The sequence below is a fragment of the Sphingomonas sp. CFBP 13728 genome (genome assembly GCF_014841895.1).
Lineage (GTDB): Bacteria > Pseudomonadota > Alphaproteobacteria > Sphingomonadales > Sphingomonadaceae > Sphingomonas.
Genome location: NZ_JACYUS010000001.1, coordinates 1,905,629 through 1,919,276, shown reverse-complemented (window position 1 = coordinate 1,919,276; position 13,648 = coordinate 1,905,629). Strand labels below are relative to the sequence as shown.

Here is a 13,648-nt window from a genome sequence, read left to right as displayed (position 1 = left end):
GTGGGGCTGGGTACGTCTCGGGAAACATGCACTGCCTGGAGAAATCCCCACCACCCTGAGGGCCGGAGCCCAATGGGAAGGCGCTTCTGGAACAGTGGTGGCGCGTTATTCTCGCGACCTAACGAACCTGCAAGGCTTATGGACAAGGCCCTGAATGCGCGCACGAGCAAACGACCTGATGTCTACGAAGCGCTCAGCGGCCCGCGCTGGATTGCGTGCCGCAACCGTGCTCTGCATGATGCCGCGCGTACCAGGCCCGTGGTTTGCGAAAGGCGCATCGTGACGAATATTGTCCTTCTGAATAACGTCGATCACCAGGATCTGACGGTCGCGACGGGCCATGGTCCCGAGTTCGGCGACGCCGTGAACCAGGTTCTGGTCTTCCCGACCGAATGGCAGGATCTGCAACGCGAATACCCGATCCTGTTCCGACGTTCGGAAGAGGGGCGGTTCCAGTCGGTCGCACTCGTCGGGCTCGATCGGGACGAAAATCTGTTTCTCGGCGATGGCGTCTGGCACGCGCGCTATGTCCCGGCGCTGCATCAGCGGGGCCCCTTCTCGATCGGCCTGACCCGCGCCGAGGACGGCAGCGAAGCCGAGCCGATGGTCCACGTCGACCTCGATTCCCCCCGTATCACCGCGCGGGGCGAGGGCGTTCCCGGGCAGATCGTCTTCCTGCCGCATGGTGGCAACAGTCCGTATCTCGATGCCGTGTCGGACGTGCTGGGGCGCATTCATGACGGGGTGATCGCGAACGACCCGATGTTCGACGCCTTCCAGGTCGAAGGCCTGATAGAGCCGGTCGCGCTCGAGATATTCCTCGACGAGACGAACAAATACACGCTCGACGATCTCTACACGATCTCGGCCGAACGGCTTGCCGCGCTCGATGGCGAAGCCCTGGCGCGCCTCCATGCCCCCGGATTTCTCCAACTCGCCTTCTTCGCGATCGCGTCGCTCGGGACCGTCTCGCGCCTGATCGAGCTCAAGACCAGTCGGCTCGCGGCGCGGTGACCGCTTCCGTTGCCTTGCCGGCCGTTCGCAAGATCGAAGGGGCGAAACGGGGCGAGATCGACTTCGCCGCGCTGATCGAAGCTGGCGAACCGGTCGTGCTGAAGGCGGTGGCGACCGACCTGCCGCTGGTCGAGACCGGGCGGGAGGGTGCGGACGCGGCGATGGCGTATCTGTTGCGGTTCGATGCCGGACGTCTGGTGGTCGGCTTCGTCGGCGAACCGAAGATCGGCGGCCGCTTCTTCTACAATGACGACGTCACCGGCATGAACTACGCGGCGAGCCGCGCGCCGCTGGCCGATTATCTCGACCGGATCCGCGCGGGTATCGCCGGAGCCGAGGCGCCATCGGTCTATCTCGGCTCGACCGACGTCGACACGTTCTTCCCCGGTTTGCGCGCCGAGAACCCCGTCGTGGCCAAGGGCGACCTGCCCGGTGCCGGCACGCCGCTCGCCAGCCTCTGGATCGGCAACCGCACGACCGCGGCGGCGCACTGGGACATGTCGAACAACATCGCCTGCCCGCTGGTCGGCCGGCGTCGTTTCACGCTGTTCCCGCCCGATCAGGTCGCGAACCTGTATCCCGGCCCGCTCGAACCGACGCCCGGCGGGCAGGTCGTCAGCATGGTCGATTTCGTCGCGCCCGATTTCGACCGCCATCCGGGCTATCGCGACGCGCTGAGCAGCGCTCGCGTCGCCGAGCTCGAACCGGGTGACATCCTCGTCTACCCAGCCTTGTGGTGGCACCGGGTCGAGGCGCTCGACGACTTCAACGTCATGGTCAATTATTGGTGGAACGACGTGCCGGGGTTCGTCGATACGCCGATGACGACGATGCTGCACGCGATGCTCAGCCTGCGCGATCGGCCCGAAGGCGAGAAGCGGGCGTGGCGCGAACTGTTCGACTATTACGTTTTCGGCCCCGCCGAGCGCGCGGGCGAGCACCTGCCGTCGCACGCCCGCGGTGCGCTCGCGCCGCTCGACGACACCGCCGCACGGCGATTGCGCGCACAAGTCCTGCAGCGTCTCAACAGATAGGATGGCCATGACGGACACACAGCGGAGCCGCGTCGTGATCGCGGGCGGCGGCACCACCGGCTGGCTCGCCGCCGCCGCAATCGCGCAACAGCTCGGCGCGCTGGTCGACGTCACGCTGGTCGAATCCGAGGAGATCGGCACGATCGGCGTCGGCGAATCGACCATCCCGACGGCACGCGCGTTCCACCGGCTGATCGGGATCGACGAGCAGCGGTTCATGGCCGAGACCGGCGCCACCTTCAAACTCGGCATATCGTTCGAGAACTGGGCTCGGATCGGCGATCGCTACATCCACGCGTTCGGCGAAACCGGCCAGTCGACCTGGATGGGTGCGTTCCACCATTTCTGGCTCCAGGCGCGCGAAGACGGTTTCGGCGGCGACCTCGGCGACTATTGCCTCGAACTCCAGGCGGCGCAGGCGGAGCGGTTCGCGATCGGCGGCAACGCGCCCGAGCTGAGCTATGCCTATCACCTCGACGCGGGCCGCTATGCGCGACACCTGCGCACGCTGGCCGAGGGTGCAGGAGCGCGCCGCATCGAAGGGTTCATCGACCGCGTCGAACAGGATGGCGAGAGCGGTGACATCGCCGCGCTCGTGCTGCGCTCGGGGGAGCGGATCGAGGGCGATCTGTTCATCGACTGCACCGGGTTCCGCGCGATGCTGATCGGCCAGACTTTGGGATCGCCGTTCGAGAATTGGCGGCATTGGTTGCCGACCGACAGCGCGGTCGTCACGCAGACGCGCTCGGTGGGGCCGGCGGTGCCGTACACGCGCGCGATCGCGCACGGTGCGGGGTGGCGCTGGCAGATTCCTCTCCAGCACCGCGTCGGCAACGGGCTCGTCTATGACAGCCGCCATCTCTCCGCGGACGAGGCGCACGCGCAATTGCTCGCCGAGGTCGAAGGCGAAGTCCTGTTCGATCCACGCCTGATCCGTTTCCAGCCCGGCCGCCGCCAGGACGTGTGGCGCGGCAATTGCGTGGCATTGGGGCTAGCGGGTGGGTTCGTCGAACCGCTCGAATCCACCGCGATCCACCTCGCGATGATCGGCATCACGCGCTTGCTCCAGGTGTTCCCGTTCGGCGGCAATCATGCGGCGACGGCCAAGCGCTTCAACGAACAGGCGGCGGCCGATATCGAACGGATCCGCGACTTCATCGTACTGCATTACGTGCTGACCGAGCGTGACGACACGGCGTTCTGGAATGCATGCCGGACGATGGATATCCCCGAGACTCTGAGTGACCGGATCGCGCTGTTTCGCGAAAGCGGCATGGCGTATCAGGACGGCGAGGAGATATTCCGCGTCGCTTCCTGGGCGCAGGTGATGACCGGCCAGCGACTGTCTCCGCGTCAGCATCACCGGATGGGCCGGATCATGGGAGAGCCGCGGTTGCGACAGATCCTGGGGGACATGAAGACGACTATCGCCAGACAGGTTGCGGTCCTGCCGACGCATCAGGACTTCCTGCGTAGCTATTGCCCCGCCGATGTTTGAGCGGACCGCCAACGATGCGTTCCGGCCGGGACGTCGCGACATCCTGCTTGGTGCGGTGGCGATGGTCGCCGCGCCTGCTTTTGGTGCGGGCCCCGCTGCCGAACCGCGCATCCAGCGGATGTCACCCGCGTTCGATCGGATGGTCGCGCCCGGCACGCGGGTCGAGACGATCGCGACCGGCATCCGCTGGGCGGAGGGCCCGGTATGGGTCGACGCCGGACAGTATCTGCTGTTCTCCGACCCACCCGCCAACATCGTTCGTCGCTGGCGCAAGGGTGGCCGCGCCGTGCCGTTCCTCGATCCGTCGGGGGCAGGGGGCACCGATCCCAAGCTTATCCGCGAGCCGGGTGCGAACGGACTGACGCTCGACCGTGAAGGCCGGCTGTTGATCGCGAACAGCGGCGGTCGGTCGATCGATCGGGTAAACCTGGTCACGCGGCGGCGCGAGACGGTCGTCGATCGCTACCAGGGAAAGCGGTTCAACAGCCCGAACGACATGCACGTCGCGCGCGACGGGACGCTCTACTTCACCGATCCGCCGTACGGCCTGACCGAAGGCGATACGTCGCCGCTCAAGGAACTGGCGGTGAACGGCGTCTATCGGCTGCGGCCGGGCGGCATGGTCGAACTGCTGGAGGGGAGCCTGACTCGACCGAACGGCATTGCGCTGTCGCCCGACGAAACGCGGCTCTACGTGTCGGTGTCGGACGAAAGCGCGCCGCGGATCATGGTCTATGATCTCGATGCGAAGGGCGTGCGCAATGCCAGGGTGCTGCTCGATGCCACGGCGATGAAGGCGCGGGGCGGGGCAGGGTTGCCCGACGGCATGAAGGTCGCGCGCGACGGGACGCTGGTGTGCTCGGTGCCCGGCGGCATGATGGTCATGACGCCCGACGCGGAGCCGCTCGCGCTCGTCACGACTGGCGCGCCGATCGCCAACTGCGCGTTCGGGGAACGAGGGCGGGCGCTATACATGACCGCCAACGACCGCGTCCTGCGCCTGCCGCTGCGTGGCGGTTGGCAAGGCGAGGGCTGATCGATCTTCGTTCGACACGGACCGTTCAGCCCTTCGGCGTGTGGGGTCTTATGACCGACACGAGTTGAATATTCGCGATTTTAAATGGTCTTGGAACGGTGCGCTCCCCCGGCAGCGGCCGCTGCCGGGGAAAGGCCGCTCAGAACCTGGCGCGAACGCCTACGCGGTAGATGCGGCCGAGCGTGTCGTACAGCGCAGGGTTCACGTCGAGACCGGTGTTGGTCTGTGGCGCGGGCGCCGGGTCGTGATCGAACAGATTGTCGACCTTGAAGAACATGCTGACCTGCTTGGTGAAGTTCACCGACCCGCCCAGGTCGACGTAGAACGCACCCTTCATCTTGTTATAGTCGATGGTCGGGTGGTTGGCGGTCGAGACTGGGCAGCCGGTGGTGCAGACCACATATTGGTTGCCGAAGACGCCGTCCGAGAACCATCGTTCTTGCAGGTTGATGCTGAAGACGTCGTTGTCGTAGCTTTGCGTCGCCAGCCACTTCCAGTCCGGCGTGTTGCCGTTGTTGGCCCCGGCCTGGTCGACCACGTCAACGCCGGCGATCCCGGCGTCGACGAGGAACTCCTTCACATGCGTGCCCAGTATGCGGAGCGTGAAGTTGCCGGGAATGCCGAGCGGCTTCTTCCATTGATAGCTCGCCTCGATGTCGAACCCACTGGTCTTCCACGACGCGAGATTGAACGGCTGGACGTTGATGAAATTGCCGCCTTGGGTCGGACTGTTCAGCACGAAGCCGCCGCAGAACGCCTGATTGCCCTCGAAGCAGAAGCGGACGATCTGGTCGGGCGACAATGTCGAGACGACGCCGTCGAGCTTGATCTTGTAATAGTCGAACGACAGGCCGAGACCCGGCGCCCATGACGGATGCGACAGGACGATACCGACCTCGGTGTTGCGCGCAATTTCCGGCTTCAGATCGGGGTTGCCGACGGTGTTCTGGAACGCCTGCACGCCGCTGCCGGAAAAGGGATTGGTGAAGTTCGGCAGCGTGGTGACGGTTGGTGCGGCGAAAAGTTCGGACAGGTTCGGCGCGCGGACGTCGCGCGACGTGACGGCGCGCAACCGGATGCCGTCCAGCGGCGTATTCCAGGTACCGCCGGCCTTCCAAGCCCAGACCGTGCCCGACGTGCTGTAATGCGTCACGCGGCCCGCGCCGTTGAGGTTGGCGCGGCCGATCGCCTCGCTGTTGAACAGGGGCAGGTTTAGCTCGAGAAAGCCCTCGTACACCTCGTACTTGCCGCGACCGTTCTTGTAGTTGCCGGCTGCCCAGTTGCTGCCCAACGCGGAATTCAACAGCGGATCGGCGGGATAGGCTGTGCTGTTGGGGCTGAGTGCGGCGACGCCCGCGCCATAGGGATCGCCGTGGACGCGGTAGAATTCACGACGATACTCGCCACCGAAGGCAACCGACAACGGCCCGGCCCACAGGTTGAGCGGCTCGCCGGAGAAGTTGAGGCTGGCGACGTCCTGCGTCAGCTTGGTGCGCTGGAGCGGGCCGTTGGCAGGCGTGACATAGGCGAGCGCCGCTGCCGACGGTACCGCGCCGCCGAAGATGTTGATCGGCTGGCACCCGGCGGCGCGCGCGGCAGGATCGGCGCAGACGATCGCGCCGTTCAGCGTGATCGCATTGGTCGCCGCGACATAGCGGGGCTGCAACACGGTGTTGTCGACGTCGATCGCCGCCTTCGTGATGCCGTGCTCGTAATAGGCATCATAGGTCCACGGCGTGCCGCCGATGTCGAACTTGCCCTTCAGGCCACCGACGAAGCGGTATTGGCGACGATCCGTCTGGACCAGCGGATCGGGGAAGTTGCCGTTGCTGGTACCGAAATTGAACTGCGTGATGTTGGCGGTCGCGCAGCGATCGCGGACCAGTTGCGGCAGGAAGGGGTTCGCGCACTGCACGGTCAGGTTCGGGCGGCCATACCCTGGGCTCGGCTGGTTGCTGGTCTTCACCTGCGCGATGTTGACGGTGACGTAGGCCTCGTTGTTCTCGGCGAAATCGAAGCCGATCCGCCCAAACCCGTTGAGCCGCTCCAGCGAGGATTTCAGCGATGCGCCCGAACCCGGCGCACCCGACAGGTCGCCGCCGACGCAGAAGCTGTTGGCGGGGAAGCAGTTGGTGACGCCGCCGGTGCCGGTCGGACGACCGTTCGAGCCATAGTTGAAATTATACGGCGCGCCGTTCTGGTCGAACGCGATGCCCTGCAACGGGCCGTTGTTGATCAGGCCGAAGCGCGCATATTGATACGGTTGCGCATAGTCGCGGTAGTTGAACTGCGGCAGGCCGTTGTTCGTTTGTCCGGTGTTGACGAGCGTCGTGGCGCGGTACCAGTCGCGACCTTTGGCGAGGTCGGTGCCGAAATCGCCTGGGCCGACGCCGTCTTCGTCGTCATATTCACCGCTGACGATCAAGTGCAGCTTATCGCCGAACAGCGACGTGCCGAACGCGGCCTGGACCAGCCCCTGCTTGTCGTCGCCATAATTGGTGATGCCGCCCTGGACGTTCGCCTTGAAGCCCTTGAAGCGCGTGTCGGTGATGAAGTTGACCACGCCGCCTACCGCGTCCGAACCATAGGAGGCGGACGCGCCTCCCGTCACGACGTCCACGCGCTTGACCAGCAACTGTGGGAACATGCTGATATCGGGCACGCCGGAGACGTTCGCGCCGACGACGCGCTGGCCGTCCAACAGGGTCAGCGTACGGATGGGGCCAAGGCCACGCAGCGAGAAGGAACTAAGCCCCTGCGTGCCGCTCGACGTGCTGAACGTGCCGGTGGAGGCGCCGGTCGAGCCCTGCAGCGACGGCAGCTGCGCGATCGCGTTGAAGATGTTGGGTTGCGCGTTCTTGAGGATCTGGTCCTCGCCGATCACGGTCGTCGGCGTCGGCGCATTGAAGCCGCTCGACGTGATGCGCGTGCCGGTGACGACGATGTCGTTCGAGGTGGTCGTCGCGCGGTCTTCGGCTTGCGCGGCCGGTTGCGGCGCGAGAAGCTGGTCGGGCGCGGCCGGGTCTGCGGACTGTGTCGAGGCCGGCAGGCTCGCATCCGGAGCCGCGGTCTGGCCAAGGGCGGGCGAGCAGAGCAGCGCAGTCGCGAGTACGGCTAAGCTGGTAGCGGTACCACGGAAATTCCGAACGGAGTACCGATCGCGCATATGCCTGTGCATCATTCCATCCCCATGTTGCACGACGCGCATACCGTGTGTCCGGCTTGGCGACGTGTCGTGTCCCGACGCTCTTTATCGGAAGCCGGTCGCGGTATCATCTACGACCATGGTCGCAGGGGCGGCGGTCGCAGGGGGCGGTCGCAGGGGGAGCGCATGCAGACCGCGCGCCAGTCAGGGCATCAACCGTTTGCGCCCCTGCGAGAGATGCCAGCGCATCGCCAGCGCGGCGCCGTCCGCATCCTGCGCGCGGATCGCCTCGACGATCGCGTCATGCTCGTCCATCATCGCCTTGATGACCTCGGGCGCCCGCGACCGCGATATGTCGACGCCGGCGCGCAGGATCTGCATCACCTGTTCCTGGAGGTGATCGAAGACGGGCAGGAATGCGGCGTTGGAGGTCGCTTCGGCGATCGCACGGTGCAGCACCCAGTCCTCGTCATGCGCCGGCGCATTGGACAGCAGCGCGGCGCGCAACGCCTCCAGCGCCTTCTCGATCGCATCGAGCTGGTGGTTCGACCGTCGCTGCGCCGCCAGCCTCGCGGCCTCGGCTTCCAGCACGAAGCGAACTTCGTACGTCCCCAGCGTCGTCGCCAGAGCGTCCATCGGCATGTGCGATCCAAGCCGTTCGGACGGCCGGCGCTTGACGAACGATCCCGCGCCGAGCCGCGCCTGCGTGATACCGTCGGACGCCAGCCGCGCCAGCGCCTCGCGCACGATCGTCCGCGACATCCCGAAGGTCGCCGCCAGCCGCAATTCCGAGGGTAGCCGGTCGCCGATCGCGAGCCGTTCGTCGAGGATGATCTGGACGATGCCGGCATAGGCGCGATCGGCCAGCCGTCCCTCGTTCGCCGCTGTCTTTTCCGGGGCGGCGCCGAACGGGTCAGATGACATGGCTGAGCGCCATGACCAGCGCGAGGCCGACCACCGAGATCGCCGTTTCGAGCAGCGACCAGGTCCGGAACGTGTCGGCGGTGCTGGTGCCGACATAGCTTTTCACCAGCCAGAAACCGGGATCGTTGACGTGGCTGAAGAACACCGATCCCGCGCCGATCGCCAGCACGACCAGCTCCGGCGACACGCCCGAACTCGCGACCACGCCCGGCATGATCCCGACCGCGGTGATCGTCGCGACCGTGGCGGAGCCCGCGGCGAGGCGGATCGCCACCGCGACCAGCCAGCCGAGCAGCAGCGGCGAGATCGCGTGCATCAGCACCGTGCGCGCGAGCAGATCGGACAGCCCGGCGGTCACCAGCACCTGCTTCAGCGCGCCTCCCGCGCCGATCGCGAGCAGGATCGCGCCCGCCGCACCCATCGTCTCGTGCCACACCGCATCCTGGATCGCCGCCTCGCGCAGCCGCCGCCCGAACAGCAACGGCAGTGCGAGGAGGTTGGTGATCAGCAACGCGATCACCGGATTGCTCGCCGCGACCAGCCACGCGGTGCCCTTCATCCCCGGTACGATCTGGCCCAGTTCGCCGGTCGCGATCATCAGCACGGGGAGCAGCACGATCAGCAGCGACAGCATCCGATGCGGCGGCGCGATCGAGAGTCCCTTGTCGGTCACGATCGGCGATGCGAGCCGCACGCCGCGCGTCGTCACCATCGCCAGCAACGGCCCGGCGATGATCGCGGTCGGGATCGCGATCAGGATGCCGTAGAACATCGTCAGCCCGAGGTTCGCGCCAAGCGCCTCGACTGCGAGCAGCGGCCCCGGATGCGGTGGCACGAGCGCGTGGACCACGCCCAGCCCGGCGAGCGCGGGCATGATGAGCCGCAACTTGGCCGCATCGCGATCGGCGCCGTCCTTGCCCGTCATCTCCTCCGCCGCCGCGACGACGATCGGCAGCAGCAGGACGAGACCGGTTTCGAAGAACAGCGGCAGTCCGACGACGATCGCGATTCCCAAGGTCGCCCAGGGTGCGGCGCGCACGCCGGTAAGCTGCAACGCGCCCTTCGCCAGCGACGCGGCAGCACCCGAAAGATGCAGCATCGCACCCAGCGACAGGCCGAGCGCAACGACGAGGCCGGTGCCGCCGATGATATCGCCGACGCCCTTCTGCACCGCCTTGGCGACGTCGGGCAGCGGCAGTCCGGCGAGCAGTCCGACGGTGAACGCGCCGCACAACAGCCCGATAAAGGGGTGAAGCCGCCCGCGGACGATCATCAGCACGGCGAGGAGGATCCCTGCCAGCGCGGCGATCACCAGCCGCATGTCGCTGCCGATCATCGGCGTGCGGCTCGCGATCGTCCGGAACGATCCAGTGCTCGTGGCATAAACGCCCCTCCTATCGGTCCCGCGGCGCCTTCGCCTGCTGGTACAATCGCATATCTGTACGACAGGTCTTTTCGAACTACCAACAGAAAAGGCTTGATTGCGCCCAAAGCTGCGGCCCATACATCGGACCTGTCCAACCGAATCCGCACAACCGGATCAGTGGATCAACAGCTCGAACCATGCCGTCGCGGTCCCGATCCGCTGCACACATGGCCGAAGCAGAGGAGGATGACCATGGAAGGACCTGGACACGAAACGCGCCAACCCACGGCCGCCGCAACGGTGACCGAGACCCGCGCCGCGCTGACGCCGACCCAGTTGAGGGTGCTTCGCGGCGTCCATTCGGGGTTGCTCAACAAGCAGATCGCCTTCGACCTCGGCATCGCCGAAGCCACGGTAAAGGTCCACATGACTGCGCTCATGCGCAAGCTCAACGTCCGCAACCGCACCCAGGCGGCGATCCTCGCGCAATCCCTGGCGATCTGACGCCCCTTTTATGGGGAGGGTTCGACGGCGCCCCAGCTACGACCATCGTCGCAGGTGAAGCATCCGCTCCCGAACGGTAGGACTGCTGTCCTGATAATTGGAGACGGATGATGGTTGCGCACTGGCTGCTCTGCGGAACGGCGCTGCTCGTCGCCGCGCCTGCGATCGCGAAGACCGCACCGCCTGCGAAGTCCGTCTCGGTCTATCTCAGCCAGCCCGACGATCCGCGTGCGATCACCGTCAAGGGCGTCGGCGACGGTCGCGCGGACGACAGCGCCGCGCTCCAGCAGGCGATCGACGCGGCGGCAGCCGGCGGTCATGGCGGCGTCGTGTTCCTGCCCTCGGGGCGCTACCGGATCAGCCGGACGATCTTCGTCCGCTCCGCCGTCCGCATCTTCGGCATCGGCCCGACCCGTCCTGAGATCGTGCTCGGCGACAACAGCGCGGGCTACGCCTCGGGCGTCGCGGCGATGGTCAGCTTCACTGGCGAGGATCAGTACCGCGTCGGCAAGGCGCCGGTCCCGCCGCGCACAAGCGTGCCTTTCGACCCCGCGATCTTCGACGCGACCTCCAGCACCTTCTATTCGGCGCTGTCCAACGTCGATTTCCGGATCGGCGAGGGCAATGCCGGCGCGGTCGCGGTGCGCTTCCGCGTCGCGCAGCATGGCTATCTGCGGCACGTCGACTTCCACATCGGCTCGGGGCTCGCCGGCGTCTATCAGGCGGGCAACGAGTTCGAAAACCTGCGCTTTTTCGGCGGTCGCTACGGCATCATGTCCGAAAAAACTTCGCCCGCATGGCAGTTCACGCTGATCGACTCCGAATTCCAGGGCCAGCGCGACGCCGCGATCCGCGAACACGAGGTCGACCTGACGCTGGTCAACGTCGCGATCCGCGACACGCCGGTCGGAATCGAGATCGACCGCGGCTATTCCGACTCGCTCTGGGGCAAGGACGTCCGGTTCGAGAACGTGTCGCAGGCAGGCGTGATCGTGTCGGCGGAGAACAGCGTCTTCACGCAGATCGGCTTCGACAATGCGGTGGCGTCGAACACCCCGACCTTCGTCCGCTTCCGAGACAGCGGCAAGACCGTGGCAGGGGCGGGGCTACGCTACCGCGTCAGCGATTTCTCCTACGGGCTGAAGCTGGCCGGGTTGGGCGCGATCGGCGAGTATGCGACCGACATCCAGATGGCGCCGCTCGCGCGCCTGCCGGCACGGCGTGCGCCGGCGATCCGCCCGATGCCGCCGGTCCGCGAATGGGCGAACGTCCACGATCTCGGCGTGAAGGGCGACGACACGACCGACGACACCGCGGCGTTGCAACGCGCGATCGACACGCACCGCGTGCTGTACCTCCCGGTCGGTCGCTACCGCGTCACCGACACGATCAAATTGCGTGCCGACAGCGTCCTGATTGCGCTGCACCCCAGCCTCACGCACCTCTATCTGCCCGACGAGACACCGGCGTACATGGGTGTCGGCGGACCAAAGGCGCTGTTGCAGAGCGCGAAGGGCGGCAATGCGGTCGTCTCCGGGCTTGGCCTGTGGACCGGCGGCGTAAATCCCCGCGCGACCGCGCTTCTTTGGAAGGCGGGCGAGGCGTCGATGGTCAACGACGTCAAGATCCAGGGCGGCGGCGGCACCGTGCTGACCAAGGGCAGCCCGATCGGCTTCGGCGATCCGCGCGCGCGCTTCGACGGCCAATATCCGAGCATCTGGGTCACCGACGGCGGCGGCGGCACGTTCGCGGCGATCTGGTCGCCGAACACGCTGGCGTCGGCCGGTTTCCACGTCTCGAACACCAAGACCCCCGGCCACGTCTACGAGCTGTCGGCCGAGCACCATTATCGCGCCGAGATCGTCCTCGATACCGTCGAGAACTGGGAATTCCTCGCGCCACAGACCGAGCAGGAGGTGCGCGACGGCGTCGACGCGATCTCCACCGAGATCCGCAATTCGCGCAACATCCTGTTCGCCAATTACCACGGCTACCGCGTGACGCGCTCGATCAAGCCGATGGACGCCGCGGTGAAGCTCTACAACTCGGGCGACATCCGTTTCCGCAACGTCCACGTGAACGCCGAAAGCGGATTTGCCAGCTGTGATACCAAGGGCTGCGGCACGTATCTGCGCGCGAGCAAATTCCCGTTCGAAAACGCCATCAAGGATATGACGGGAGGCCAGGAGGTCCGCGAGCTCGAGTTCGCCAGGCTCGACGTGCCGCCCGCACCCGCGACGGCAGTCCGAACCCTGATACCGGCATCGCCCGGTGTTAAGAAACTGGCCGACGGCTTCTACTCGATCGCCGGCGGCGCGGTCGATGCCCAGGGCAAGCTGTACTTCATCGATCGCCGTTTTCAGCGGATCCACGGCTGGTCGAAGACCGAGGGCCTGTCGATCGTCTCTGAGGCACCGCTCGATGCGGTCAACCTCGCCGTCGACCGGTCGGGCGATCTCCTCGTGCTGTCGTCGGCGGGACGCGACGGCACCGTCTACAGCATCGATCCGGCCAAGCCGACCGACGTCAAGGTCATCGCGCCGACCCCCGCCAAGCCGCGGCCCGGATCGGCAACCGTGCTTCCGGTCAACGTCTGGGCGAACGGCGAGTTCGCCGACCGGATCGATCCCGCGACGTACCAATATCCCCCGCTCGCAGATTTCTTCACGAGCAAGATGGGCGAGGCCAAGCCGCAGGACTATGTCTCGCCCGACGGGTCGCTGGTGCTGCCGGCGTTTCGCGTCTGGAACCAGGGTTCGGACGATCATCAGGGCTGGCGCTGGTCCGATACGCTCGATGCCAACGGCTTCGTTTCCGCCGCACCGGGCGAACGCATCGTCCTGACCAACGGATCGGAGAACCGCACGTATAGCGGGCTGGTCGGTGGCAACGGCAAGGTGACCGACCTCAAGATCGTCGCCGATCGCGGCGGCGAGAGCGTCGCGCGCGATGCTGCGGGCAACCTCTACGTCGCGAACGGCCAAGTGTTCGTCTACGCGGCCGACGGCACGCTCGCGCGCCGCATCGACGTACCCGAACGCCCGCTGCAACTCGTGATCGGCGGCGCCGACCACCGCACGCTTTACATCCTCACGCACCACGCCTTGTACGCGACGGGGATCTGAGG

Annotated in this window: 9 protein-coding genes; 6 read left to right on the top strand and 3 right to left on the bottom strand. The window is 66.4% G+C overall.

What is annotated here, in order from left to right:
- Positions 1-279: 279 nt before the first annotated feature.
- The 4 genes from IFT67_RS08635 to IFT67_RS08620 are packed head-to-tail and all read left to right on the top strand — an operon-like array spanning position 280 to position 4,582.
- A complete protein-coding gene (locus IFT67_RS08635; protein ID WP_342450588.1) occupies positions 280-1,014 on the top strand; it encodes a SapC family protein in 735 nt (244 codons plus the stop codon).
- Positions 1,011-2,048, top strand: a complete 1,038-nt coding sequence (locus IFT67_RS08630) for a cupin-like domain-containing protein (RefSeq protein ID WP_446740798.1) — start codon at positions 1,011-1,013, stop codon at positions 2,046-2,048. Before IFT67_RS08635 ends, IFT67_RS08630 begins: the two co-directional genes overlap by 4 nt.
- Positions 2,049-2,055: 7 nt before the next feature.
- Positions 2,056-3,546, top strand: coding sequence for a tryptophan halogenase family protein (locus IFT67_RS08625; RefSeq protein WP_192146232.1), 1,491 nt, complete (start codon positions 2,056-2,058; stop codon positions 3,544-3,546).
- Positions 3,539-4,582 (top strand): SMP-30/gluconolactonase/LRE family protein, encoded by a 1,044-nt coding sequence (locus tag IFT67_RS08620; protein ID WP_192146231.1) that lies wholly within the window; start codon positions 3,539-3,541, stop codon positions 4,580-4,582. Before IFT67_RS08625 ends, IFT67_RS08620 begins: the two co-directional genes overlap by 8 nt.
- 139 nt (positions 4,583-4,721) lie before the next feature.
- On the opposite strand, the gene IFT67_RS08615 is transcribed toward IFT67_RS08620, so the two are convergent.
- The 3 genes from IFT67_RS08615 to IFT67_RS08605 all read right to left on the bottom strand — a co-directional run bounded on the left by IFT67_RS08615 (position 4,722) and on the right by IFT67_RS08605 (position 9,987).
- The gene (locus IFT67_RS08615) at positions 4,722-7,748 is read right to left on the bottom strand and encodes a TonB-dependent receptor plug domain-containing protein (RefSeq protein WP_192146230.1); all 3,027 of its coding nucleotides are present in this window, start codon (positions 7,746-7,748) and stop codon (positions 4,722-4,724) included.
- Between the two features lie 183 nt (positions 7,749-7,931).
- Entirely contained in the window at positions 7,932-8,651 is a 720-nt protein-coding gene (locus tag IFT67_RS08610) for a FadR/GntR family transcriptional regulator (protein ID WP_192146229.1), read from the bottom strand.
- The gene (locus tag IFT67_RS08605; protein ID WP_192146228.1) at positions 8,641-9,987 is read right to left on the bottom strand and encodes a GntP family permease; all 1,347 of its coding nucleotides are present in this window, start codon (positions 9,985-9,987) and stop codon (positions 8,641-8,643) included. Before IFT67_RS08605 ends, IFT67_RS08610 begins: the two co-directional genes overlap by 11 nt.
- Positions 9,988-10,269: 282 nt before the next feature.
- Between IFT67_RS08605 and IFT67_RS08600 the strand changes: the two genes are divergently transcribed.
- Positions 10,270-10,521, top strand: a complete 252-nt coding sequence (locus IFT67_RS08600) for a helix-turn-helix domain-containing protein (protein ID WP_244647207.1) — start codon at positions 10,270-10,272, stop codon at positions 10,519-10,521.
- A 107-nt stretch (positions 10,522-10,628) separates the two neighbouring features.
- Positions 10,629-13,646, top strand: a complete 3,018-nt coding sequence (locus tag IFT67_RS08595; protein WP_192146227.1) for a glycosyl hydrolase family 28-related protein — start codon at positions 10,629-10,631, stop codon at positions 13,644-13,646.
- Positions 13,647-13,648: the final 2 nt, after the last annotated feature.